Below are 26,407 nucleotides of genomic sequence, written 5' to 3'. Positions count from 1 at the left end.
TTCACGAGGTTGGTCGCGGTTCCTCCGCAGACTCGATCGGATCTCGCAGCGTCACAAGAAGTTCGATGGCCTGCCCGCGTTCGTTGTCATCCAGACGCGGCATCACGGTGATGATCGACTCCTCGGCCTCGCGCGCTGATCGGGTCACTTCGCCGACAAGCGCGCGACGCGTATCGTCAGCCATCCCATCGAGGTGTTTGATGAGCGTCGCCTTCAACGACACCACCTGGCGTGCGAGCGCGAATCGATCGACCGCCGACGCAGTGTCGGGTTTGGTCTGGACAACTGTCGCGGCCCCGCCTGCGATCACAGCGTCGATGCTTCCTGCCCCCCACTCCAGCGCCCGCTCGAGTGCTCGGCGCATCCGTGGGCTGAGCCGGCCTGCGCGGTTGTTCTCGATAGCGCGCACAGTTTCCACCGACGGTCCGCCCCTGTCGGACACCTCACCTTGCGTCATGCCCAGCGTGGTGCGCCGGTCGCGCACTGCGTCGCCGAGCCTCTCCCAGGACATAGTGAACACATTGTGCCCCGCGAGGCGGCAATTCTCGGCAGTTGGCCGCAGAAACCGGTAGATCCGTGCACCTGAAAGTCGCGGTGTTCCCCCAAGTTTGGTTATGCAGCGAGTGTTTGCGACGTCTGGAAAGCTGCCGGCTCCCGATCAGGGCAGGCGGCAGACCTGGCACGAAGTTCCAACATCCGCTGAGACAATGCGCGTGGGATTGGCCGCCGCGGCGGCCATCGGGTTGGGTGCCTACTCACCTTTTTGCCGTCAGCTGGCCGCCAAGTATGACCGACCGGGACCCGTCGCCGTCAACCCCCGCTGATCGGCGGGCTCGCCCGTCTGCGCTCCAGTTCGCTTCGCTCACTTGCGCTGCGCCGTGCGGCTCCAGCGGCATTTTCGGCCCTACCCAGCTCGCTGCCGCTCGCGGCCGAAAATCCGCTTCCAGCATTCCCGCCGGCGGGGGTTGACACCGCCACCCGGCCGGTCCCCCAACAGCCAGCGCTAACCGGCGCACCCATCGCCAACCAAACGGAGAACATCATGACCACAGCCAGCACCCCCATCACCGGAACCGGCGTCATCTACCGCGGCCACCCCGACGGGCGCACCGTCACCGTCGAACGCGGCACCTCACAACCCCTACGCGTCCTCGTGCACCTGCCTCACATCGTCAAGCACAGCCCGACCGGAATGACATGGGGTTACTGCGGCGCGGGTCCTGCCGACCTGGCCCGATCGCTACTCATCCACGCCCTCGGTAGCGATGCGCGCTGCACCGTCTGCGACGGGAGCAACAACGTCGTCTACGACACCGCCACCGACAGCGACGTGCCCGCCCAACGGGCAGACGACGTGCGCCGTATTGACGAACAGCTCGCCTCCGCGCGGTTCTCCCCGCCGATGCCCTGCCTGGCGTGCGAGGGCGGGTGGGCGCTGCCGCCAGCCGCTTACCAGCACTTCAAATTCGACGTGATCGCCGGCCTGCCCGAAGCCGGATGGACACTGACCCGTACCGAGGTCCTGTCCTGGTACCAGCGCTACCAGAAGGACAACCCCACCTAGAGCCGCGCCTAACCGCGCACCCAGCCGGGCCCGGACACCCTTCCCACGGGGTGACCGGGCCCCATCTGTCCGCCTGTGTGGACGCGCCCCCTCGGGGCGCGGAGGGCCACCGGCGGTGGCCGAAATCCGTAGCCCCTCACCTTTAAGCCGTCAGCAGGGGTCGCAGCCTAATCGGCCGGGGGCCCGACCGGTCAACCCACGCCGACACCGCGCTACGCGGGCCGGGTGACCTTTTCGGCCCTACGGAAGAACGCCCAAAGGCGCTGCGCGCCAAGCGGGCCCGGGCCGAAAACCCCGCTACGCGCGGCGGCGGCTCTTCGGGGTTGACCGCCCACCCTCAGCCGATTGACCGCACCCCAGCGCTGACCGGCGCACCCATCACCACCCTGAACGGAGACAGATCATGACCGAACACACCTACCACCTCGCAACACGACTGCGCGCGATCGCCTGCGACAGCCTGCACAGCTTCCAGCCCGGCCGGGCCAACCTCACCGCCGAGGACCTGCCCGACATTTTCGTGACCGCACGATTTGCCACCCAGCCCTGGGGCATCAGTGCCCAACTGTGGGCCCGCAACACCGTTGGCGACCTGCTCGCATCAGCGGAAGCGACCGCCGCGCCCCCCGAGCTCGCAGCCTCGATCAACGCGCGCATCCGCCATTTCCGCTCAGGGAACCTCCTCTGGACCGCGACATCGGCGGCGCTGCCCGTCACCGCCACCACCTGCGCCGACTGCTACACCGCGGTGGGTCGTCACTGCTACCAACTGCACGCCCAACCGTGTCCAGACGCGCATCCGATCTGGCACCTGAGCACCGACGACCTCGACGCCGACCATCCGCTGTTCGCCGGAGCCGTCTCAGCGGTCACCTACATCGATGACACGTTTGAACAGCGCACCGTTGCGGTCCGCCGGCGCCGCCGCGCCGCATCCACGCCGCCGGCCGACAGCCACCCCTGGAGGCACACCGACTTCAGCCGCCGCTAGGCCATCGACGGGCGCGAGGCCGGGGCCACGACAGTCCCGGCCTTAGCGCCTGTTCCGCCGTCGAGCCCCGCATCCAGCCGTACCGCGCGCTGGTATGCGGAACCTGGCCAGTCGCTGCTGGTGCCTTCCAGTTCCCGGGGCCGCGCTCACGCGCGGGATGGCCGCCCTGCGGTCGGCCAAATCCGTAGCCCCTCACCATCTTTAGCCGTCAGCTGGCACCAAGTGTGACCGACCGGGACCCGTCACTGTCAACCCCCGCCCGGCGGGCTCGCCCGTTCTCCGCGCCGCCTCGCTGCCGCTCGGCTCTGCTGCGCCCGTGCGGCTCCAGCGGCATTTGCAGCCCCAACAACTCGCCGAGGCGCTGCGCGCCGGCTCGCGGCCGAAAATCCGCTTCCAGCATTTCCGCCGGGCTCTTCGGGGTTGACAGCGCCACCCCGCCGGTCCGCCCACAGCCAGCGCTAACCGGCGCACCGATCACCAACCCGAACGGAGAACAGCGAAATGATCACCAACACATACCGACTCGCAGTCGCGCTGCAGGCCAAGGCCATCGACGACATCGACCTACACCACGGCGGCGTCTACACGATCGCGCACACCTTCGGTGCCGACATCACCGTCATAGCCCGCTACCGCACCGGAGCTGATCAACGCATCGTGCAGATGTGGGCCCGCGACGCCGAGGCACACCTTCTCGGATCCGCCGAAGCGTCCACACCCGCCGGCGGCGGCATCATCGCCAGCCACGTCACCGCATTCCGCAGCGGCCCACTGCGCTGGGAACGCCGCGTCATCCCCACCGCGGCCCAATATCGCAACCCCGCCGAGCTCCCCAGCCACCCCAGCCAGGCTGAGATCGGCTTCCACGCCTGCGGGCGCGCCGATTACTACCTCAGCCACGACTGGGCGCCCGGCCGTTCCCCACGCGACACCACCTGGTCGCTGCTCGTCGGAACGGCCCACACGGGTCTGGTGCTGGCCCGCACCAAGGTCGACGTGGACACCGCCATCCACTACGCGGCCGAGCTGGACAACCGCCACCTGGTCGCTGTCTAACAACCCGACGTGCACCGGGCTCGCCACCGCGCCCGGCCCGGTCACGCCGCCACTTCAACCCGCACCCACTCACCACTGAAACGGAGACATACGACCATGAGCGCATTCGTCGTTCACCCCGAACACATCAACGTCCTGATCTGGGCTGGCCTACACCACCTCCGCGGGAAAGCCCCGCTGCGTTGGGGTTTCGGCAATCCCAGCGACATCGCAGAGCTCACCCCCGACAACGCCACCGGGGTCGGGCGCATCCTGCTCGAGGAGAACACCGCATCGGTCAACCACCTCTACGACGAGCACCACGACAGCGGCGCCGCGAGCTACACCTACCGCCGGCCCCGCCACACCGGGTGGTCGCTGCCCGAGCTGCTCAACGCGCTGCACTGCTACGAACACCAGGCGTGCGAGCATCCCGGCTGGCACACCAGCCAAGCGCACGCGTTCTGCCAAGCCCTGCAGCAGCGCCTGATTCACCTGCTGCCCGGCTACACCGATGGGCCCTGGGCGATCACCCCGACCAGCGCCCCGCGCGCGCAGCATCGGCGCTGACATCGATCCGCCGGCCGGTCCTACACACGGGGCTGGCCGGCGGCGCGCCGTCGCACGCCCGGCGTGGTTTGCGCGCTGCGCGCGAATTGGCCGCCGCCGGCGGCCATCTCAGGCTCCGTAGCCCCTCACCTTTTAGCCGTCAGCAGGGTCGCAGAGTGTACACCGCGGGGACCCCGTCACCGTCAACCTCCACATCGGCGGGCTCGCCCGTCTCCGCTCCCGCCTCGCCGTAGGCTCGGCTCCCGCTACGCCGTGCGGCTCCAGCGGCATTTGCGCCCTATGCAAGCGCGCCAACGGCGCTGGCGCGCCGGCGCGCGCGGGCGAAAATCCGCTTCCAGCTTTTCCGCCTCGTTCCAGTTGACGGCGCCACCCCGCGGTGGGACCGCCACCCAGCGCTGACCGGCGCACCACCCATCACAGAACGGAGCACACCATGACCTACCCCATCAACCCGTGGGCGAGCACCGATCACGACCCCAGCAGCAATACTGAAGCCGTGACCGACAGCAGCCAGAGCCACAGCACCACACGGACTCTCGCGCTGGCCCGCGCTGACATTCACACCGCGGTCGGAGCCCACGACGACCCGCACCGGCGTGTCCAGTACGCGCGCTCGGCGCTGTCGTACGCGAACACGGTGCTGCTGGCAGCCGACGCCACCGACGAGCAGCGCCGCTACGCCGGCTTCTACCGCGAGGACGCGCTGGCGATGATCGCTGGCGCCTAATCCAGGAGCCGCCACCGACCGGGGCCCGCCCACGCAGCGCGGCCCCGGTCGCCCCTGAATCTGACCGTCATGACACAGCCCTGCCGTGCCCACCCGCCGCGCCCCGGCCGCGCCTCGCCGAGCCATCCGCGGTCGAACCCGTTGCCGCGCACCGATAGTCGCAAAATCACGGTTGTCCGGTCACTGGTGGGTGCGCGTCGCCGTCGCTCCGCCGCCGGGGCCTGCGCAGCGCCCATCGCGCCGTCTCGTCGGGTTCACCACAGCGTCGGTTCGCGCAGCGTCAGCAGCGCTTGTGCCACGGCCTCGGCGTCCCAGCCACCGCGCACCGCCTCCCGCAGCGCGACCGCGCGTGCGCGGCGCTGCGCCAGTCCCCACGACCCGCTCCGCACGACCGCGCGGCCTCCGCCGCGCCGGGCCCGGCCCATCATCTCCATGTTGTCGCGCTGCGTTCCGCCGATCACGTGCAGCAGACCCGTATCGCCGGCCTGGCTTACTCGCACGCACACCGGGTTATCGCAGCCGTGCAGTGCCCGCACCGTCGGCGCCAGCGGCTCACCGTCTTGCGCGGCCGCCAGGGCATACCGGTTGGCGCGCACCATGATGCGTTCACTGCAACCGCGGCGCACCCAGAACCGGCCGTACCCGTCGCCGCCGATCGCGCCGATCCAGATCGCGCAGTCGTCCGCCTCAGGCCCGCGCACCACCCACGAATCGAACCGCGCCAGTTCCTCACTGTGCACGGCCGAATCCACCAGCAGCCGTAGTGGTTGCGAAACCCCCAAACCTGTTGCCCGCTTTCCCTCGCTGACGACATCTCATCCAAGCCACGCCGCCCGCCTCGGGCTGCAGTGCCATCCTGCGCGCGCCCACCGACACCGAAGCGATGTCGTCGCCGTCATACCGCTCGGCCCGGGCTCAGTTCGCGGTGTCAGCCGCGCCCCGCTCCGCGGCGCCCAGATGCGGCGCATTGACTACGCCGTTGTGCCCGTTGGCCTCCGGACCGCCCGCCCCAGGCGCGGCCTCGTCAGCCGTCGCGTCCTCGGCGCCGGCCGACCGGATCAGCTCGCGCACCGTCTTCTCTCCGATCCCGGCCATCCGGGCGATCTCGCGCACGCTCTCCCCGCGGTCTCTCATCGCCCGCAACGCCACGCCGCATTCGCGCAGCTGCCCGGCCCGTCGTTCGTCGGCCTGCACCTTCAGCCCCGCCACCCGCTCCTTGAACCAGTCGTCAACCGCATCGGCCCGTTGGCGGGCCGACAGGAACACCGCCAGGTCATCCATGTTCGCGCGGTTGCGCCGGGCCAGATCAGCCTGCGCGGCCACCACGGCCTCCCGCGCGGCCCGGCGCGCCGCCTTCGTCGTTGCACCACTTGCCATGCCCCACACACTAAGCCCGCCCAATCGCCTTATGCCGCACCCAAACCCAACAACTTTCCGCGCTACCCCACTACCGCCTGCTACCGCTGCCCACCAGCCAGCCCGTCCCTGCCGCACCAGCCCGTCCACGCACCGACCCCCTACCGGGCCTCCAATCTCCATCACACCTCTTGCATTCAGGTCACGAAACGGTAACGGCCGTCGCATAAGGGGCAGGCCGCTGACAACGTCGGCACCAGGTGATGTGGCGATGATGGGTCTGCACAAGTTGACCGCCGGCGACGGGTACATGTACCTGATCCGGCAGGTCGCTGCATCCGACGCCACCGATCGGGGCCGCCCCAGCCTCGCCGACTACTACAGCTCCAAAGGTGAAACACCAGGTCGCTGGATGGGCCGCGGACTGCCCGCCCTCGGCCACCCCATCGGCCGCGACCCCACTGATCCGCTGGTCGGGCAGCTGTGGTCGGTGCCCCCTGGGTCACAGGTCCGCGAAGACCAGATGAAGGCCCTCTTCGGCGAAGGATTACACCCCAACGCCGAGCAGATCACCCGCCACCTCACCGGCGTCGGCGTCGCCAAATCCGGAGCGCTCGCGGGCGCGCGGCTGGGCCGCCCGTTTCGCGTCAACAGCGAAGAAAACGAGTGGACGCGGCGCCTGCGCGCCGCCTACGGCGACTACAACACCACCATCGGCGAAGACCGCACCGCGCCGGTCGCCGACGACATCCGCGCCCGCATCCGCACCGCCGTGGCCCACGAGATGTTCGCCGAAACCTACGGCCGCCCAACGCAAGACGAACGCGAACTGTCCGGCTTCATAGCCCGCCAATCACGCGCCCAAACCACCGCAGTCGCCGGCTATGACCTGACGTTCACCCCGGTCAAATCCGTGTCGGTGCTGTGGGGGCTGGCGCCGCGCTCAATCGCCCGGGTGATCGAGGAATGCCACCACCAAGCCGTCGCCGAAGCGATCGCCTTCATCGAGGACCACGCGGCCTTTTCCCGCATGGGTGCTGACGGCATCGCCCAGGTCAACACCACCGGGTTGATCGCCGCGGCGTTCGACCACCGCGACAGCCGGGCAGGTGATCCCAACCTGCACACCCACGTCGCGGTAAGCAACAAAGTCCAGGTCATCGGCGCCGACGGAATACCGCGCTGGCTGGCCCTGGACGGCACCCCGTTGCACAAGGCCACCGTCGCCGCCTCCGAGCTCTACAACACCCGCCTCGAAGCGCTGCTCATCGAGCGCGCCAAAGTGGAATTCGCCGACGCCGCCGACACCAAACCCGGCAAGCGACCGGTGCGTGAAATCGTCGGCATCCCCACCGAATTGAACGACGCGTTCTCCTCGCGGCGAGCCGCCATCGAGCACCGCGTCGGCCAGCTGGCCAAGCAATTCCAAACCGAGCACGGCCGCGAACCCAGCGTCGTGGAAATGCTGGCCCTATCCCAGCAGGCCACCCTGGAAACCCGGCAGGCCAAACACGAACCACGCTCACTGGCCGAACAGCGCCACACCTGGCGCACCCAAGCGGTCGAAGTGCTCGGCAGTCAACGAAAACTGTCCAAACTCATCGCCGACATCACCAGCCACAACCGTGGTCGGCAGCGGGTGGCGATCACGAAAAAGTGGGTGCACGAACAGGCCGCCGCCGTGATCGCCAACGTCGCCGAAACCCGCTCCACCTGGCAGATCAACCACATCCGCGCCGAAGCGCAACGGCTGCTGCGCTACCTCGATCACCCCGGCGGCCCCGAGGCCATCAACCGCATCGTCACCACCGCGCTTTCCGAGCACAGCATCGCCATCACCACCCACGCCGACACCGAGATGGGCGAGCCCGCGGCGCTGCGCCGCCGCGATGGCGCAAGTGTGTACACCGGACACGACACCACCACCTACACCAATGCCGACGTGATGGCTGCCGAGCGGCGCATCCTGGCCGCCGCCGCCAAGCGTGGCGGCCGTGTCGTCGACGACGCCAGCATCGGTTTGGCGCTGCTGGAAGCCCACGCCCAACACGGGTTCGAACTCAACGACGGCCAACAACAATTGGTCAAAACGATGGCCACCTCCGGGGCCCGGCTGCAGCTGGCAATGGCCCCGGCGGGCACCGGCAAAACCACCGCCATGGGCGCGCTGGCCGCCGCGTGGCGCAACGGCGGCGGCAACGTCATCGGCCTGGCCCCCACCGCCTCAGCGGCCGAAGTTCTCGCCGAAGACACCGGCGTCACCACCGACACCATGGCCAAATTCGTCCAGCTCGCCGAACCCGCGCACCGCCGCAGCGGCCCCCCGCCCGCGCCCGACGATCCCGCCCGCAAATGGTTCAGAACCATCGGCCGCGGCACCCTGCTCATCGTCGACGAAGCAGCCAAAGCATCGACGTTCGATCTCGACGCTGTCATCGGCTACGCGCAGGCCCACGGCGCCGATGTGCGGCTCGTCGCCGATGATCAACAACTGGCCTCCATCTCGGCCGGCGGCATCATCAGCGACATCGCCGCCCGCCACGAAACACTCACCCTTTCCACGGTGGTGCGCTTCGCCGACCCGGCCGAAAGCGCAGCCAGCCTGGCGATGCGCGAAGGCGACCCGGCCGGCATCGCCTACTACATCGACAACGGCCGCGTGCATGTCGGCGCCGACCAGACCGCAACCGACATGGCGTATGCCGCGTGGGCCGCCGACATCGAAGCCGGAAAAGACTCCATCTTGTTGGCCCCCACCAACGAACAGGTCGCTGAACTCAATGAACGCGCCCGCCTGGACCGCCTCACCACACAGACCACCACCTCCTCGGCCACCGTCACCCTCGGCGACGGGCTGACCGCCTCAGCCGGCGACTGGATCGCCACCCGCAAAAACGCCCGCTGGCTGCACCTCAAAGGCAGCAAGGGATGGGTGAAAAACGGTCACCGATGGGTCATCCGCAGCGTTAACCGCGACGGCTCGGTCACCGTTTCCCCACTGCGCGGGCGCGCCAAAAACAAGACGGTGCGACTGCCCGCCGACTACCTCGCCGCCCACACCATCCTGGGCTACGCCAGCACCATCGATACCGCCCAAGGCATCACCGCCGGCGGCCGCGACATCGCAGGGACCTGCCACATCGTCGGCTCCGATCGGCTCACCCGACAACTGCTGTACGTGGCAAGCACTCGCGGGAAAAACGAAAACCACATCTACTTCTCCACCGCCGAAGCCGACCCGCACCGCATCCTGGCGCCCAAAGCCACCCACCCCCCAACAGCGGTCGACATCCTCTCCGCGATCCTGCGCCGCGACGGCGCACAAGTCTCCGCCCACACCGCCCAAGCCGCCGAACACGACCCGTTCACCCGGCTACACCCGGCCGCCGCCATGTACGCCGACGCGCTCACCGCAGCCGCCGAACACACCGCCGGCCCAACCACCATGGCCACCATCGACGCCGCCGCGGTCGCGATCCGCGCCAACATCACCGAATACGGCGCCTGGCCGGTGCTGCGGCGCAACCTCGCCCTGTTGGCCATCGACGGACATGACCCCATCGACGCCCTCCACCGCGCCGCCGCCACCCCGCTGGGAAATTCCATCGACGTCGCCGCCCTGCTCGACTGGCGGCTCACGCCCCCGCCCGGATCAGCCGCCGAACAAGTCGGTCCGCTGCGCTGGCTACCCGCCGTCCCCGACGCCCTGCGCGCCCACCCGCACTGGGGCCCCTACCTGCACGCGCGATCAGATCTGGTCACCGATCTGGCCAACCAGATCCGCGCCGCGGCCCGTGACTGGCAACCCGCCACCGTCCCGCCGTGGGCGCGCCCACTGCTGGCCGACCAACCCCAGCTGATGGCCGAGATCGCGGTATTCCGCGCCGCCCACAACGTCGATACCGCCGACACCCGCATCACCGGCCCCGAACAACACGCCAACCGCTCGGCGGCCATCCAGCAGCTCATCGACGCCCGCGTCGACGCCGCGTTGCGCGTCGGCGAACCCGGCGCGCAACGCTGGCGCAGCCTCGCCGAGAGCATCGACGCCCACATCACCACCGACCCGTACTGGCCCCAACTGGCCACCCACCTCGACCAAGCCGCGCGCGCCGGCGCCGACGTCGCCGCCCTGCTCACCGAGGCGATTGAGCGTCACGGGCCGCTGCCGGACGAGCTGCCCGCCGCAGCCCTGTGGTGGAGGCTATCCGGCACGCTGGAACCACCCACCCTCGCGGCCGCCAACACCGGGCTGCGCCCAACCTGGACCCCCGAGCTGCACCGCCTGCTGGGCTCACCCATCGCCGAAACCATCATCGCCGACCCGGCCTGGCCGTCACTGGTCGCCGCCGTCGCCGCGTCCGGCTGGCCGCCGCACGACCTGCTCGCCGCGGCCGCCGAGCACCTGCGCGACATCGCCGAAGCCGAACACCTGCGGCCCGACGAATACGCCCGCTTACTCACCTACCGCATCGAACTGCTCACCCACCACGCCGCCACCATCGACACCGACATCCCCCACCCAGCCGAGGCCGCCGACCACGCCGCCGTGGTCGCCGAACCCGGCGAGCAGCTCGACCTGTTCCACGACGTCGAACCCCCACCCGACCCCCACGACTACCCCTACAGCTACGCCGAAGACACCTTCGACGGCCTGGACTTCACCGACCTGCCCCGACACCGCTCCGCACCACTGGCGGGCGGCGTAGACGCCGACATCGCCGCGCTGCGCGCCCAGCGCGACACCGCCCACGCCCACGCCGCCGCGCTCGCCCAGGCAATCCTGCGCGGCGCCGGTCCCGCCGAACTGGCCGCCGCCAGCGAGCTCGCCGACTTGCACGACCGCCACCAGCAGCAGCGCCACCACCAGCACAGCCTCGCCCACGCCCACGGTGACTGGGTCAGTGCCGAACACACCGCTGAAATACATCGCGCACTACTCGATCACCTCGCCGCCCAAATCGGCGCAGCCGAGGGCGCCGGCGATGGCACGCTGGCCGCCACCTACCGCGCCCACCGCGACGAGCTCGGCGCGCACACCAGCGACATCGACGCCGCAATCGGCACCACCCGGCAACGCCTCGACGCCGCCCGCACCGCGCTCATCGAGGCCGCCGGCGGCGCAGAGAACATCGTCACCGAACGCGACATCCACACCCGCCGCGCCCAAGTCCAGCGCGCCGACATCGACACCCTCACCCAGGCACGCGCCCACGCCCGCGAGCTCACCAGCCAGCTGGCCCGCGCCGAAGCCGCGGCCGCGCGGGCCTTCGCCGGCACCCGCGAGGATCAACCACACGCCAGCATCGATCTGGCGGCGCAGGTGTCGGTGTTGCGGTCGGAGGTGGAGGTGTTGGAGGCCGCGACCGTGCGCGCTCCGGCGGGCATGTACCGGGTGCCCGAGCAGGCCTTGGCGCCGCTTGACGAGCAGGCCGCGCGCGCGGTCATCGCGATCGCCAACAGCGCCCAAGCCATCCAACCGCTGACCCTGGGTGCCGGGGCGGACAAACCCGCAGTGCTCGCTGCGATCACCGCGGCCGCCCACCATCACCAGCACCGCATTCTGGCGCTGACCGCCACCGAGGCCGCCGCCGGCTACGCCGGCGCGCACCGCTACGCCGACACCACCACCGCCGCCGCAGCAGGCATCGACAACCTGCAATCGGGGCGGTGGCGCACTGCGCCGATCGGCAGCCTGCTCATCGTCGACGACGCCGATCGCCTACCCGCCGAACAGCTGCGCTGGCTCATCGACAACGCCGCAATCACCAACTCCAAACTGCTGCTCATCACCACACCCGACGAGACCGGCGACACCCAACGCGACCACACCCTCACCGACGCCCTGCACCGACACCTGCCCTGGGCCCAACACCTCGGCCAGGTCCCGATCCAGCAGCGGCCCACCGCCATCGAGGCCGCCACCAGCCACCAGACCGCCACCGCCGAGACCGCCGACCAGTCCCAAGCCCAGCGCGAAACCACCGAGCTGCTGGACCGCCACACCCAGATACACACCCGCTACCAACAAACCCACACCCACACCGACCTGCACTACGACACCCACCAACACCACGACCGCGACACCGGACTCGAACTCTGACACCCACCCACCACCAACCGGCGATCGACAGCGCTCCCGCTCGACGACGGGCGGCGGGCTATCACCGACTCGCATCGGTCTCGCGTGATCCAGACACTCGGGTCTGCGGCGACGTCCCGCGACTGAGACGGGCATAAGCTGCGGTGAATGGTTGCGAGCGAACGCGACTGAAAACTGGTGGCAACGATCGTGAGGAAGGTGCCGTTGCCCGAAAGCCGTCACAAGTATCTATACGAGCGACTTGGAGACCACGACTTTCAGCAGCTCGTCGGCGCCTTGCTGACGCTGCGATTTTCCGACTTCGTGCCGCTGCCGCTGCGCCAAGCTGACGGCGGCCGAGACGGGGTTCAGATCGCGCCCCAGAAGCGCCTTGTCTACCAGGTCAAGTGGTCAGCCGACGGCACGCACAAGAATCCCGTCGATTGGCTCGATAAGACGATCACCCAGGAAGCCGACACCATCCGCCGCCTCGCGTCCGAGGGCACACGCAAATACGTCATCGTCACGAACGTGTCGAGCACCGGAAAGGCGCAGTCAGGGACTTTCGACAAGCTCAACCGCAAGCTCAAACAACACACCAAGGACTTCGGCCTGGAGATGGGGGCCTTTTGGCGAGAAGCGCTCGACCCCATGGTCGACTCGGCGCCGACAGAAACGAAATGGGCCTATGCCGACATGCTCGCCGGCTGGGACCTCATTCGCTATCTCGTCAGCGATCACGTGGAGGCCAAACGCGACGCGAACCTTCGTGATGTGCTGCGGCGAGTCGCGGCCGCGCAGTGGGCTGAGGACGTGTGCATCAAATTTAGTCAGGTAACAGATCTCGACCGAGATCTTGACCGAGAACGCCTGTCCGACTTGTTCGTTGACGTGCCCGCGCAACGAATCGAAGCGCCGCGGCGCGCTATGGAGCGCCGGGCGGGAGGCGGTCTAAGCGATCCCGAGCTCGGCGGCGCCGCCGCATACATCATGACCAGATCCCCCTACCCGCTAACCCTCGTCAGGGGCGCACCCGGCCAGGGCAAGTCCACGCTCGGGCAATTCATCTGCCAGACCTTCCGCGTCGCATTCATGCCGAAGAACACAGCGACAGCTGGTCTTCCGACGATCGAGGAACCGCGATTCCCCCTCCGTCTCGACCTCGGCGACTACGCCGCATGGATGCGGGGAATCGACGTCTTTGACACCTCAGAATCGGTGAAAGTCCAGAAGGGCAAAAAGCGGCCTGCCGCGCAGGCAACCGTCGAATGCTTCCTCGCTGACTTGATCTCCCATTACGGCGGCGGCAGCACCGTCAACGCCTCAGACGTGCAGGACATGTTCAAACGGGTACCGAGCCTGCTCGTCCTTGACGGACTGGACGAAGTGGGCAGCATATCGGCACGTCAGCGCGTCGTGCGGGAGATTGGCTTGTTCTGCGCCCGAGGGAACTCCTATGCCGTCGAACCGCGAGTAATTGTTACATCACGACCAAATTCGGCGGGGCTCCCGGAGCCCGATTCGCGAATGTTCGAGATTATCTCTTTAAGCCCTCTCGACGATGCCCTGCGCGACCAATACCTGCGCAAGTGGTGCGGCGTGCATAAACTCACCGCCACCCACAGCCGCACTTTGCGCCGCAATTTTCACGAAAAAACCCGAGAACCTTATATCGGCGAGCTGGCAGGCAACCCGATGCAGCTGACAATTCTCTTGTCCCTATTACGCCAGCACGGAGACGCAACGCCGAGTCAGCGCACAGAGCTCTACGACTATTACATGACCATGTTGCTTGCCCGAGAAGCAAACAAACATCCCGACTCGGTCCGAAAGCACCGAACAGATCTCATGGAAATCATTCCATTCCTCGGCTGGTACCTGCAATCACGAGCCGAGGAAGACGGCCACACGGGTCGGATGCCCCAGGCCGAGGTCGAGGCCGCCATGAAGCACTTCCAGCGGACCTACGGAAAGCCCGAGCACACCGTCGACGAACTCTTCGAGGCAGCCACAGATCGATTGTGGGCGCTCACCAGCAAAGAAGTCGGCTACTTCGAATTCGATGTGCAGTCTTTGCGGGAGTACTTCGCCGCCCGGTTCCTGTACTTCAACGCCGGCGAGGGCGACCCACACTTCGATCGCACCGTAGTACTGCGCGAGCTGCTCCGCCGGCCATACTGGCTCAACACAACCCGTTTCTACGGCGGCAACGCTTCGGGTGCCGACATCTACTCGCTTCGCGCCGGGATCGCCTACGAGCTTGCCGAAAACCCCAACAGACAGGTACGAGTCGCGGCGTGGAGCCTCCTCACCGACGGCGTATTCAACAGTCGCCCCATGGAAGCGGCGGCCATCGTGGACGCGCTCACCGACGACCACAGTGGTCGTGTCTTGCTGGCCGCTCTGGACGACAAACAGATCACAGCCCTGCCCGACGCCAGCCACACCGACACCGCATGGCAACGCCTCACCACAGCCATCGCCGCAGACCCCGGCAACCCTGACAATCACACCCGGGTGCGTGTCCTTCGCGACCTGCTCGGACTGAGGCGAAAGTTCGCCGACTGGTGGGTCGACCGCCTACAAGCAGCCATCGGCGACAGCAGCGAAATCGCATGGCTCGAGATCGGCGCTCACTGCGAAGTCGCCGCCGGAGACGCCATTGACATCCCGGGCCTTCACGCTCAGGACAGACGACGCGCCCAACTCATTCTCAACACCGGTGCAGTCCCCGCCCCCAACAGCGCGCTCGAACAACAGCTCCGCCGCGCCGTCCTCGACGGGCAGTGCCCGGAAACGACTTCGCTGCGCTCCGAACTGAGCAAGATCGCCGTCGCTCTCAGCCCTGCCACCTTCTACCCGTCCGGGACAACCTTCAAAGCGCCCAAGACAACCCGCGAACCTCGATCGCAGGCCATCCAGGAACTGAAAAAACTCGGATCGCCCTACGCCACCATCGCAGCGCTTCGCCGATTTCGCCGCGGCGAGAAAGGGACCACATACCCGTGGTCGAACACCTCCACCGCCCTATTCGAACACGTCGGCCGCTGCTGGCTCGTAACAGAAATCGCGGTGATCGGCGCCGCCTCACCGCTGCGCAACGGTTACACACTGCGCCCCGGCGCCGACGCCCTCGGCCCTTCGGGCCACCCCGCCGCACTCATAGCACTGACCCGGGCCAACAGAAACGACCCGAACTGGTGGCGGGAACGACTCCACGCATGCACCCCGACAACCTCTCCAAGGCCGAGTGGGCGTTCGCGCTCTGGGGAGTCGCCGACGGCCACGTCATCGACCACCATTTCGGCGAGTTCGAAGAGCTACTCACCCATCTGCCATTGCGACTCCAGCAGGCCGTGCAGGTCGCAGCCGAAAGGCTGGGTGACGCCGGATTCCTGGTGAATCGCCAGATCACATCGACACCCACAAGCGAGCGCACATCTTCTCTACTCAAGCACCGCGACACGCCCACGCCTGCGCCTGGACGGCCTGCCGAACAAGTCTCCCGCCAAGCTGGCGACCAGCCAGCCCCGCTCGCCGCCATCGCGCGTCGAGAGAAGTGGCTCAACGTAGACCAGACACCGACGTACCGGTAAACAAGGCCGTGCTTCAACACTCGCCGAATGCGACCAGCTCGCTCTACGGCGAACCGCCTCCGGAGACCTATGGGCGGTGTCATCGGGCAAGGTGTTTAACTGCGCCAAACTGCACGCCGCGCTAACCGACCCCGATGCCAGCGCCGCCCTTCAAATCGCTTTAGACACACTGGAACCCAGTGATTGGGCGGCACGCTCCATGCTCGCCCGCTCCTACTGGCCAGTCCCCGCCCGCTGGCCCATCGGCCCACAGCTCAAACGTCCAGTCGATGAGTGAGGGGCACAGCGGGCGCAGGGCGTGCCACCCGTCAGTACCTGCGCCTGTTTGCACGAATAAATCCATCGACGACGTCGGCGGGAATGCGCCCACGGGTGGACACGTTGTGTCCGTTGCGGCGAGCCCATTCACGGATCGCCTCGGTCTGTTCACGATCAATCTCGGTAACGCGGCCACCCCGAACCACATACTTCCGGGGCGCCTCAAAGGCACGCACCCGGTGGCTTTCCTTCGGCTCCTGAGGTACTCCTTGCACCTCATGCGTAGCGCCGATCGCACCGCCCTCGCCTTCAGATCGTTCCTCGCCGACGTCGGCTGACTCGGCGTCCGCGTCGGCGTCGTGCAGCGAGGTGAGCAGGTCAGCCGTCACGGCCTCGACGCGACGCGCCCGTATCAGCTCTGTCAGTTCATCGAGACCGAGATCGATGAACTGCTGTGCAACCTGCTGTGCTTCCGCCGACACTCCGGGTTCGTTGACGGTGGCGCGCGCCATCACCAGCGCTGCCTGCGCGGCCTTGGCCGGCGGCGCATCAGCCAGCAGCCTGTTGAAGCTCATCGCGTCTCCTCTGTCTGGGCTCCATTGTCCGGCTCCAGCGGCGCAGTGTCACCACCAAGGCCCATCTCGGCCGCCAGGCTGCCTTGCTGCTCATCCATGAACACGTTGAGCATCGACACGAGATGCGTGTCCTGCACCCCTTTGGCCGCGTCGCGTATCGACACCACCATCTCCGACGCCTGTACGGCGTCGATCACCGGATCGTCGTCGTTTTCGACGGTCGCGGCATTGACGACCCACTCAAACCGCTTCCACAGCTGATCCGCTTTGGCGGCATTGTCGCGGTGCTCAACGTCTGCTTTGGCGGCATTGTCGCGGTGCTCAATGTCGATCATGGTCGCGGCGTGGCTGCGGCTGCTAATCAGATGCGAGCCCAATAACGCAGCTAGCCCGGCGGATAACGCAAACACCCCTGCCGTGCCGGTGGCCACCGGCTGGGCGAAGTCCTTCCACCACGCTGTGCTGAACGGGATCTGCGTAGCCCGTCCGAACATAAAGCCCGCGAGAAAGATAGCCAGCACGGCGACAATGCCGATCGCCCAACGCACAGGGCCAGGCAGGGTCATGCGGTGCCGCGGCGCGTCAGCCATTTCCAAACCCTACCGAGCTCGCTCAGTCGAATGACGTTTGCTGCCCGTGGGGCGTGTCGACGCTCAGCGCGCTACCGCTTATCTCTAGCGTCTGACACCGATTGTGCTGCTTGAGCTGCTCTATGCGTCAGTGCCATGTATACGACGGAACCACCGAGAATTCTGGGGCTGCGCTATCGGCGCACCAAAGCCCGAATATTAGCCGCGGACTCGGCCACCATTGTGAGTTCCGCCTGTTATCGGTGGCGGCATGGAAGTCCAGATCTGCCGGTATAGCGGAGGGCCGACTATCGCGGCATGCATGACGATCCTCGCCAGGGGCACGCCGTGCCACCGGCATCTGCGCGCGCCGCTAGGGCGGGGGAACGCGACGGAACCTCTTCCCGCAGGCCCGGATACTTCACCGATCCGGCCAGCCGAGCAGTGCAATCCACCGCGGCGATCGCGCAGCGCGGCTAAACTCCCAGCGCAGGCGGTTGACGCCGCAGCTTCCGTCCGCGAGCAGCGAGGGGATTCAGAACGCGGTGACGCGGCTTTTCGACAACATTACGGCCGACTCACAGCTTGGCGTCCACCTGCAGGCGACCTTCGCCGACTTTGACCGAATGGACGTAGCCGTCGGCTATTTCAACCTGCGAGGCTGGAGAGCGTTCGACAGCCTGGTCAAGAAGAAAGTCGAGGCCGGCGTCGAAGGACCCGTCGTTCGAATCCTGATCGGGATGGTGATCGGCGGGCCTCAGCAGGAGGCACTGGAGAACCTCCAGTCGATGGTCGACGGCACCCAACAGCCGGACGCTGACGGCAACGCCGCCCGCGAACGCAAAGCGCTGTTGCTCGAACAACTTCGCACACAGCTGATGCGTGGCCTTCCGGTAGCGGCCGACCGAGCCGCCCTGCAGTCACTTCGTGACCTCATCGACCAGGGCGCCGTGCAGCTGAAGGTCTTCACCCGCCGACCGTTGCACGGAAAGACGTACATCTGCTATCGCCAAGACCTCAACAACCCGATCACCGGGTTTGTCGGGTCATCCAACCTCACCGGACCCGGCTTGACCACCAATTACGAACTCAACGTCGATGTCGTGGAGACGGTCGGGGCCCAGGCATTGGCCACATGGTTCGAGGACCGCTGGAATGATCGGTTCTCCCGCCCGATCGATGCGGAGTTGCTCGACCTGCTTGATGACTCCTGGGCCACAAAGCAGCCGCGCCGCCCCTACGAGGTGTTCTTGAAGGTCTGCTACGACCTGTCCCGCGACGTGCGTGAAGGGTTGGCCGAGTACTCGGTGCCCGTCGAGATCGGCCACCAACTCCTCGAGTATCAGTCCACCGCGGTGCAGACGTTGGCCCGTCGCCTGATGACTCGCGGCGGCACCATGCTCGGCGACGTCGTCGGGCTGGGCAAAACGCTCACCGCGATCGCCGTCGCGCTCATGCTGCGCGAGGAACATGGCTACCGCCCGCTGGTGGTCTGTCCCAAGAACCTGGTTTCGATGTGGGAGGAACACTTCGCCGCCTACGACCTCGACGGCCGCGTTGTGCCCTACAGCCAGGCGCACTCAATCCTGCCGTCGGACTACATCCGCCGCTACCCGCTGGTCATCGTCGATGAGTCCCACACGCTGCGTCACGAGACCCGCCGCGACTACCGCGCCGTCCAAACCTACATCCGCGAAAACGACAGCAAGGTGCTGCTACTCACGGCCACCCCGTACAACATCCGGTTCAGAGACGTCGCCAACCAGCTTTCGCTGTACCTCGACGATGACGAGGACCTCGGCATCGCACCGACCAACGCGATCGCCGCCGACCCCCGGTTCGTCGACAGAGTCGACGGCAAGACCACCACCATGCTGGCGTTTCGCCGCTCCGAGGATCCGGACGACTGGAAACGCCTCATGAGCGAGCACCTCGTGCGGCGCACCCGGACGTTCATCCGCAACAACTACGCCCTCATCGACGAGAACGGGCACCAATACCTGGAGTTCACCGACGGCCGCCGATTCTCCTTCCCCCAGCGGGTCCCCATCCCGATCAACCACTCCTTCGGCACCGATGACCCGGCAGCCATCATGGCCAGCAACACCACGCTCGATACCCTCAACCGGCTCCTGCTCCCGCGCTACGAGCTCGGCAAGTACATCAACCCCGCCGCGGCCCTGACCGAGGCCGAACGAGAGTTCGTCGACAACCTCACCCGCGGCCGCGGCCACGTCGCCGGGTTCGTGCGGACTACCTTCTACAAACGCCTATCGTCGTGCGGGCACTCCTTCACCCTGTCGCTGCGCCGCCACATCGCGCGCAACGAGCTGTTCTGCTACGCCATCGACCAGGGACTTGCCGTGCCCACCGGCACGATCGTCGACACCAGCTTCGCCCTCGACGACGGCGCCACCGGACCCGACGGCGACGAGGATCCCACCACCGATGACCTTGCCGACGCCGAACAGCTCGGCGACACCGCCGAACGCCGCTACCAGGCGCTCCAAACCGCCAACCCGCCCTCAGTGACCTGGATCCGCCCCGAGATCTTCACCGAGCAGTTGCGCACCGACCTGGCCCGCGACACCGACGCGCTCACCGCATTACTGGAGGCCTACGGCGGCTGGGAGGCGGCCCGCGACTCCAAACTCGCCGCCCTGATCGAACTGCTCACCGACCGCCACCCCGACGACAAACTGCTCATCTTCACCGAGTACAAAGACACAGCCGACTACATCGGCAGCGCCCTACAGACCCACGGCATCGCCGACATCGCCGTGGCCACCGGCGAAAGCGAAGACCCGACCGCGCTGGCCCATCGGTTCTCGCCGCGCTCGAACGTCCTGCCCGGCCAAGAACGCCACCACGCCGTCGACAACGAGCTGCGCATCCTGGTCGCAACCGACGTGCTCAGCGAAGGCCAAAACCTCCAAGATGGGCACATCATCGTCAACTACGACCTGCCCTGGGCCATCATCCGCCTCATCCAGCGCGCCGGCCGCGTCGACCGCGTCGGCCAAGAGTCCGCCACCGTGCTCGTCTACTCGTTCTTCCATGAATCCGTCGACACCGTGCTCAGCCTGCGCCAGCGCATCGCCGACCGCCTGCACGCAAACGCCGAGGCCTTCGGCTCCGACGAGCAGTTCTTCGGCACCGCAACCGAAGTCCAAGCCATCACCGACCTGTACAACGGCACCCTGCCCGATGACGACAGCGCCGAGGACGTCGACGCCTCCAGCCTGGCCTACCAGATCTGGCACGCCGCCCAACGCGACGACCCCGACCTCGCACGCCGCGTCGCGGCGCTACCAGACCTCATCTCAGCCACCAGAACGCGGCGTCTCACCGACCGCGGCGACGGAGTGCTCTGCTACGTGCGCACCGAATCCGGTGTCGACGGCTTCGGTGAAGCCACCACCGACGGCGAAACGCGACAACTCACCGGCCATGAAGTTCTGCGCGCATTCGAAGCTCACCCAGACGAACCGGGCTTGGCGCTGCGCGACGACCACGACGACCTCCTGCAGACCCTGGTGCGCGGCAAGCTAGCGACCCCCCACGCCACCGCCGGCAGGCTGCGCGGCGTCCGGCGCCGAATCTGGCAGCGCCTGGGCGCCACCCTCAACAACCACGACGCCGACACCCAGGCCGCGCTCGACGCGCTCTACCAATACCCGCTCACCCACGACGCCGACCAACGGCTGCGACGCGCAATCCGCAACGGCGCCAGCGATGAAGACCTCGCCGTACGCATCGCTGCGCTGCACCGCGACGGCGACCTCGTGGTAGCGGCCCGAGCAGGCAACGACCCGATCCGCATTGTGTCCAGCATGGGAATTCGGTCGTGAGTGAGGACAGACTGCTCGACTTGGTCGACGCCCACGAGTTCCGAGACCTGTTCGTCGACGAGCTGGGATGGAACAACCCCGACCACCCCGACGTCACCGTCACCGTCGAAGAATCGCCCTACACCCTCACACCGGTGGCCAGCTACAAAGGGCTACGTATCTGGCACTGCCCGCAACGTCCCCCGCGCAAGATCCAACGCCAAATCGACGTCCTAGTCGGCAAAGACAACCAGGAACGGCTCATCGTCTTCACCGACGACAACCGCCAGGACTGGCGATGGCCGCGCCGGGCGCAACTCAATGGGGCCAACGCCAAACTGCTTGTCCACGAACACATCACCGGCGACCGCAACACACACCTGACCACCCGTCTGCGCGCGATCGCACTCGATCTCGATCACGACATTTCCCTAGTCACCCTGCTCGAGCAGATGCGCGACGCCTTTGACCGAGAAGCCGAAACCGCCGCCGTCGCGGCCGCCCGCCTCATGGGCCGGCTCTACAGCGAACTCGACGCAGCCCACGTCGACGCCCACAACGCCACCCTCCTGCTGGCGCGGCTGTTGTTTGTGCTGTTCGGCGACGACGCCGACATGTGGAAACCGGAGAACCTCTTCGAACGGTGGCTATCAGAGCACACGGCACCCGACACCCTGCACAAGAACCTGGTCGACCTGTTCGAGGTCCTCAACACCCCCGAAACCCGGCGCCGCCTGCCCGAAGACTCCCCACTTCAACCCTTCCGCTACATCAACGGTGGCCTGTTCGCCGACCCGCTGCCGCTGCAGCCACTGCCGGCGGCGTTTCGAGACGCACTGCTTGAGGCATGCCAATTCAACTGGTCCACCATCTCCCCGGCCGTGTTTGGGTCGATGTTCCAAACCGTCAAAGACCGCGAAGCACGCCGCACCGCCGGCGAGCACTACACCACCGAACACAACATCCTCAAGACCATCCGCCCGCTGTTTCTCGACGAGTACCGCAACCGCCTCGACCAAAGCTGGGACAGCCCAACCAAACTGAAAAAACTTCACAACGACCTCGCCGAGGCCCGATACCTCGACCCGGCCTGTGGGTGCGGGAACTTTTTGGTGGTCGCCTACCGCGAATTGCGTGCACTGGAGCTGGAAATCCTCAAACGGCTACGCGACCTCGCGATGGTGCACGCCAGCACAAAGAAGGTCGAAAGGGCGCAGCTGAGCCTGGATGTCACCAAGGACGTCAAAGTCACGATGGACCACTTCTTCGGCATCGAGATCGAAGAGTGGCCCGCCCGTATCGCCGAGACGGCCATGCTGCTCGTCGACCACCTCGCCAACCAGCAGATGGCTATCGAGTTCGGCGTGGCACCCGACCCGCTGCCAATCACTGTGGCGCCCACGATCATTCACGACAACGCATTGCGCGTCGACTGGAACACAGTCGTGCCCGCGTCACCGGCCATGGTGGTGTTCGGCAACCCGCCGTACGCGGGTAAGAAGCAGCGCACCGCCCAACAGACCGCCGACATGCAGTACGTCTGGGGCAGCGCCTACTCCGGCGAAGCCGATTACGTCACAAGCTGGTTCACCAAAGCGGTCGACTACTTCTGCGACACCGCCGGCCGTTGGGCATTCGTCAGCACCAACTCCGTGGCCCAAGGCGTCGTCGTCGCACCCGTTTTCGGTGACCTGTTCGCCCGCGGCTGGCGCATCACCTTCGCCCACCGCACCTTCGCATGGTCATCAGAAGCCGTCGGCCAGGCGATCGTGCACTGCGTCATCATCGGGATGAGCAACCGACCCGCCGAGCGGCATCGACTGTTCGAATACCCCACACCGACCTCACAGCCCATCGAGCTCGACGTGCCAACGATCAACGCCTACCTCGTCGACGGCCCCAACGTCCTGGTCACCGACCGCCGCCACGCCCTCAACCCGCAGCTCGACAGCGACATCCGCTTCGGATCAATGGCAGCCGACGGACGGCAGACGGCCGAGGACAGCGACGGTGGTGGCCTGCTCGTGAAACACACCGACTACACCCAGCTCGACCCCAGCGACACAGTCGCCGCCAAGTACCTGCGCCCGTTCGTCGGAGCACGCGAGCTCCTGCACGGCACACCCCGCTGGTGCATCTGGATCCCCGACGACAAGCTGCCCGCCGACGTGGCCAACTCTCCGTTCCTGCAAGCCCGCATCGAACACGTACGCCACTTCCGCTCAGAGGTAGCCAAAGACGCCGGCGTCCGCGCCGCCGCCGCCACCCCATGGCGCTTCAACCGCGTCCAGCAGCCAACCTCGGCCTACCTCTGCATCCCCAGGCACGTCTCCGAGAACTACCGGTACTACCCGGCCGCACGATTCGAGCCCGACATCATCTCCGGCGACCACAACTTCGTCGTTGACGACCCGGACGGATTCTTCTTCGCCCTCCTCTCCTCATCAATGTTTATGACCTGGCAAAAAACCGTCGGTGGCCGCATCAAATCAGATCCACGCTTCGCAAGCACCTACACCTGGAACACCTTGCCGCTACCCACCATCGACACCCAGCTGCGCAATCAGATCGTGCAGGCCGGCCAACAAGTCCTCGCCGCTCGAGCGCTACATTCGTCGCGATCCCTCGCCGAGCACTACGACCCGGACAGCATGGATCCCAAACTCGTTGCCGCCCACCAACAACTCGATGGGCTCGTCGACGCCGCGTTCGGCGCCACTAGCGGCTGCGACAACCAGCTGCAGCGCCAAGAGATCCTATTCGCGCGGTACGCAGAACTCATCGCATAGAGCCGTTTCAAACAGAGTGATGGCGAAACGAGAGGCGAAACCCGTGAGCGTCGACGTCCCCGAGCTCTTCGACGGCGCAAAGCCGCCCGAGCGTGAGCAGTTCGTGCTCAACCAGGGCTTCACCCGCGACCTCGGCTACTGCAGGGGCCTCCTGCCCGACACACGCATGTGGCCGGCAGAACTGGATCATCTCGCCACCGACAATGGCCGCGGCCGCATCGCTCGGCGCACCCTGTTCGAGATCGCCGAACGTGCCACAACCGATACTGATCCTTGGGCGGCCATCCAGCTACACGCAGCGATCGTGTTCTGGGGCGCGCCTCCTGGACAGTCGATGGTGCGCGCAGTACGCCCGTTCGCCGAAGATGCTGCAGCGCAGCGATTTACCCAGGCACTGGCACTCGTACGCGGGGAGGGCGCCGAAAGTGCGTACAAAGCGTTGAGTCGGCGAGGCCGACTGTGGATCGCCAACCTCGGACCCTCCTACTTCACAAAATTCTTGTACTTCGGCGGCTACGGCGCCAAAGCCTATATGCCCCAACCATTGATCATGGATGACAATGTCATCTCCGCGTTGAAGGACGTGACCAAAAAGCCCTGGGAGGCATCCGCAGCCGACTACATGCGCTACCTCGACACGGCAGCCGATTGGGCGTTCGAGTTCAACGTCGCCGCCGACGTCATCGAGCGGCGGCTGTTTCAAATCGGAGAGGAATAGCGGCGCCACACTAGGGGAGATGCCGACGGTGACCTGAGCACTGACGTGTCTTACGGCTAGAGCTAACGCCCTATCGTTGTGCCCCAACCGAATCGGCGGTGATGGTGATCGGCGCTTCACGTTCGCTGACGAGTCGGTACAGGGCCTCGAATTGCGCCTGGCTTTCGTCGTCCAATTCAGGCTTATGGACATCGGCAGTGGCGTCGCGCAGCAGAGTGGCCAGGGTTTCGGCAAGGCGTTGCGGGCCGCTGCCCTCATAGCCGGTGCGGTAGTAATCGAACCCGGTATCAGGCAGTGGCCAAATGTGGCGCGCTCCGTCGCGGAAGAAGGCTGCTTCGTCGTTGATCTCGGCGTCGAGAAGCTGCCCACGCGCACCAGGGGTGCTGGTGCCGACCCCCGCGTAAACAATGCCGTTGTCGCCCTGGATGATCCACGTGTTCTCGTTGTCGGGGTCGGTGAGCCAGCGCACTGGGAGCGCACCGCGCCCGAGGTAACCGCGGACAAACCAGAACCCGAGTTCACTGTGGCGATCCTCCGCGACGTCGACCAGGCGCTGGACCCATCGAATCGCCATCGACGTCGCCGACGTCCGGTTGATGCGGATGACATGGGTCAGGACGGGCATGAACGCCCAGTGGCCGGCCACCCGCAGAGCGTGTCTGGCGGCATGTTCGGGTGCGCGATGGTGAAGGATGGTCGCGGCCTCGTCGGCGGTGAGCACCGGCTCGGGTTGGGTGATGTCGACTGTGCTGATCGCGGCCTGGATCAGTCCAGGTGTCAGGCAATTCCGGTCGTGAAGCGTGCGGCCATTGAGCCGCGCGAGGACCCGGCTGGCCAGCTTGTCGAGGGCGTCGCGCACCGCAGCGGAATGGTTGGCACCGGCCAACGCCGTGATATGGCCGGTGTCAACCTCAGGTGCGTACGGCGCCAGAGGCACGACGGGCGCGCCAGGCTGCCAGCTCAGCATGATGTCGAGATCCCTCAATAACGGCGACCACCAAGGGATATCGACGCGCAGCAGGTTGGCCAGATCCGACCACTTGTAGCGAGCGCCGCCGCACCGAACCGGGTCGCCGCGATACACCCGATTGCGTTCGACGACAACAACAGTCGGCTCCTCTCGCCTCTCACCGCCCGCGGAGAGAGGCGGCGAGGTGGTTTCGCCGTTCGGCACGGCGACAGCCTCGATCTTCGGTGGGACACATTTGAGAAGTTCGGCCGCGGTTTCCTCCACATCGTGGATGTTCATGGTGTTTTCACCATCCGGGTAGGCGACCGCGATCAGCGCACCGTTATCTGCAGGCTGCCACGTGTGGACGGCGAAATTGCCGACCTTTGGCACCCTCGCTCGTTGCGCGTGGACGAACTGGGCCGGTGGTGGCTCAGCAGTTCGCGGGAACAGCCGTGGGACAACATCGCGGGCCTTGCGCCGACGCTCGAGGATGTAGCGGAACACTTGCTCACTCGAGAAGTAGATCCGCCCCCCCTCAGTGCTCGGTTGTGGGAACTTCGCATCCTTGCGTGAGACGTAGTGATAGATGGTGTCCGGCTTCAGGCCCGTGAGCGCCGCAGTTTTCTCGACGTCGAACCAGATCGAAGCCCAGCAGCTACGGTCGCTCCAGATACTCACTCAGCCCCCTAGAATCCATAATCATTCTGGATAATACGCACCTCGGCGTCCAGAATCCATAGTCATTCTGGATGTTTCGCGACGGTGTGTGGTGCACAGCTCGCGTCACTGTCGATC

General features: G+C 66.5%; 16 protein-coding genes and 1 pseudogene. 11 read left to right on the top strand and 6 right to left on the bottom strand.

Going from position 1 to position 26,407, the window contains the following annotated elements; all coding sequences use genetic code 11:
* Position 1: 1 nt before the first annotated feature.
* Entirely contained in the window at positions 2–511 is a 510-nt protein-coding gene (locus tag M1248_RS15125) for a helix-turn-helix domain-containing protein (RefSeq protein WP_317148900.1), read from the bottom strand.
* 531 nt (positions 512–1,042) lie between these two features.
* Between M1248_RS15125 and M1248_RS15120 the strand changes: the two genes are divergently transcribed.
* The 5 genes from M1248_RS15120 (at position 1,043) to M1248_RS15100 (ending at position 4,887) form a co-directional block, all read left to right on the top strand.
* Positions 1,043–1,564 (top strand): DUF6166 domain-containing protein, encoded by a 522-nt coding sequence (locus M1248_RS15120; protein ID WP_317148899.1) that lies wholly within the window; start codon positions 1,043–1,045, stop codon positions 1,562–1,564.
* A gap of 403 nt (positions 1,565–1,967) precedes the next feature.
* A complete protein-coding gene (locus tag M1248_RS15115; protein WP_317148898.1) occupies positions 1,968–2,555 on the top strand; it encodes a hypothetical protein in 588 nt (195 codons plus the stop codon).
* A 501-nt stretch (positions 2,556–3,056) separates the two neighbouring features.
* Positions 3,057–3,611 carry a hypothetical protein gene (locus tag M1248_RS15110; protein ID WP_317148897.1) on the top strand — a complete coding sequence of 185 codons (555 nt, stop codon included), beginning with the start codon at positions 3,057–3,059 and terminating at the stop codon, positions 3,609–3,611.
* 96 nt (positions 3,612–3,707) lie between these two features.
* Positions 3,708–4,160 carry a hypothetical protein gene (locus tag M1248_RS15105; protein WP_317148896.1) on the top strand — a complete coding sequence of 151 codons (453 nt, stop codon included), beginning with the start codon at positions 3,708–3,710 and terminating at the stop codon, positions 4,158–4,160.
* 433 nt (positions 4,161–4,593) lie between these two features.
* Positions 4,594–4,887 (top strand): hypothetical protein, encoded by a 294-nt coding sequence (locus M1248_RS15100; RefSeq protein WP_317148895.1) that lies wholly within the window; start codon positions 4,594–4,596, stop codon positions 4,885–4,887.
* Positions 4,888–5,141: 254 nt separating this feature from the next.
* On the opposite strand, the gene M1248_RS15095 is transcribed toward M1248_RS15100, so the two are convergent.
* Together M1248_RS15095 and M1248_RS15090 are read right to left on the bottom strand one after the other, a co-directional pair.
* On the bottom strand, positions 5,142–5,627 hold the full coding sequence (locus M1248_RS15095) for a hypothetical protein (RefSeq protein WP_317148894.1): 486 nt from the start codon (positions 5,625–5,627) through the stop codon (positions 5,142–5,144).
* Between the two features lie 175 nt (positions 5,628–5,802).
* Positions 5,803–6,264, bottom strand: a complete 462-nt coding sequence (locus M1248_RS15090; protein WP_317148893.1) for a hypothetical protein — start codon at positions 6,262–6,264, stop codon at positions 5,803–5,805.
* A 253-nt stretch (positions 6,265–6,517) separates the two neighbouring features.
* Between M1248_RS15090 and mobF the strand changes: the two genes are divergently transcribed.
* Both mobF and M1248_RS15080 read left to right on the top strand, forming a co-directional pair.
* Entirely contained in the window at positions 6,518–12,346 is a 5,829-nt protein-coding gene (gene mobF / locus M1248_RS15085; protein WP_317148892.1) for a MobF family relaxase, read from the top strand.
* A gap of 177 nt (positions 12,347–12,523) precedes the next feature.
* The gene (locus tag M1248_RS15080) at positions 12,524–15,727 is read left to right on the top strand and encodes a large ATP-binding protein (RefSeq protein WP_317148891.1); all 3,204 of its coding nucleotides are present in this window, start codon (positions 12,524–12,526) and stop codon (positions 15,725–15,727) included.
* 502 nt (positions 15,728–16,229) lie between these two features.
* On the opposite strand, the pseudogene M1248_RS15075 reads toward M1248_RS15080, so the two are convergent.
* Both M1248_RS15075 and M1248_RS15070 read right to left on the bottom strand, forming a co-directional pair.
* Positions 16,230–16,376 (bottom strand): annotated as a pseudogene (locus M1248_RS15075) (histone-like nucleoid-structuring protein Lsr2); the annotation flags it as partial.
* Between the two features lie 374 nt (positions 16,377–16,750).
* On the bottom strand, positions 16,751–17,344 hold the full coding sequence (locus M1248_RS15070) for a hypothetical protein (RefSeq protein WP_317148890.1): 594 nt from the start codon (positions 17,342–17,344) through the stop codon (positions 16,751–16,753).
* 297 nt (positions 17,345–17,641) lie between these two features.
* On the opposite strand from M1248_RS15070, the gene M1248_RS15065 reads away from it, so the two are divergent.
* The 4 genes from M1248_RS15065 (at position 17,642) to M1248_RS15050 (ending at position 24,660) form a co-directional block, all read left to right on the top strand.
* Positions 17,642–17,803, top strand: a complete 162-nt coding sequence (locus tag M1248_RS15065; protein WP_317148889.1) for a hypothetical protein — start codon at positions 17,642–17,644, stop codon at positions 17,801–17,803.
* 146 nt (positions 17,804–17,949) lie between these two features.
* Positions 17,950–21,174 carry a helicase-related protein gene (locus tag M1248_RS15060; protein ID WP_317148888.1) on the top strand — a complete coding sequence of 1,075 codons (3,225 nt, stop codon included), beginning with the start codon at positions 17,950–17,952 and terminating at the stop codon, positions 21,172–21,174.
* Complete coding sequence (locus M1248_RS15055) at positions 21,171–23,942, top strand: class I SAM-dependent DNA methyltransferase (RefSeq protein WP_317148887.1); 2,772 nt, start codon at positions 21,171–21,173, stop codon at positions 23,940–23,942. The genes M1248_RS15060 and M1248_RS15055 overlap by 4 nt, the downstream gene beginning before the upstream one ends.
* Before the next feature lie 43 nt (positions 23,943–23,985).
* Positions 23,986–24,660: a hypothetical protein gene (locus M1248_RS15050; RefSeq protein WP_317148886.1), complete on the top strand. Its 675-nt coding sequence runs from the start codon at positions 23,986–23,988 to the stop codon at positions 24,658–24,660.
* A 70-nt stretch (positions 24,661–24,730) separates the two neighbouring features.
* Here the strand turns inward: M1248_RS15050 and M1248_RS15045 are convergent, their stop codons facing one another.
* The gene (locus tag M1248_RS15045; RefSeq protein ID WP_317148885.1) at positions 24,731–26,290 is read right to left on the bottom strand and encodes a helix-turn-helix domain-containing protein; all 1,560 of its coding nucleotides are present in this window, start codon (positions 26,288–26,290) and stop codon (positions 24,731–24,733) included.
* Positions 26,291–26,407: the final 117 nt, after the last annotated feature.

The sequence above is a fragment of the Mycobacterium sp. 29Ha genome, from assembly GCF_032883055.1.
In the GTDB taxonomy this organism is placed as follows: Bacteria; Actinomycetota; Actinomycetes; order Mycobacteriales; family Mycobacteriaceae; genus Mycobacterium; species Mycobacterium gallinarum.
Note: the sequence above shows the minus strand (reverse complement) of the source record. Positions and strands in the feature narration are given on the sequence as shown.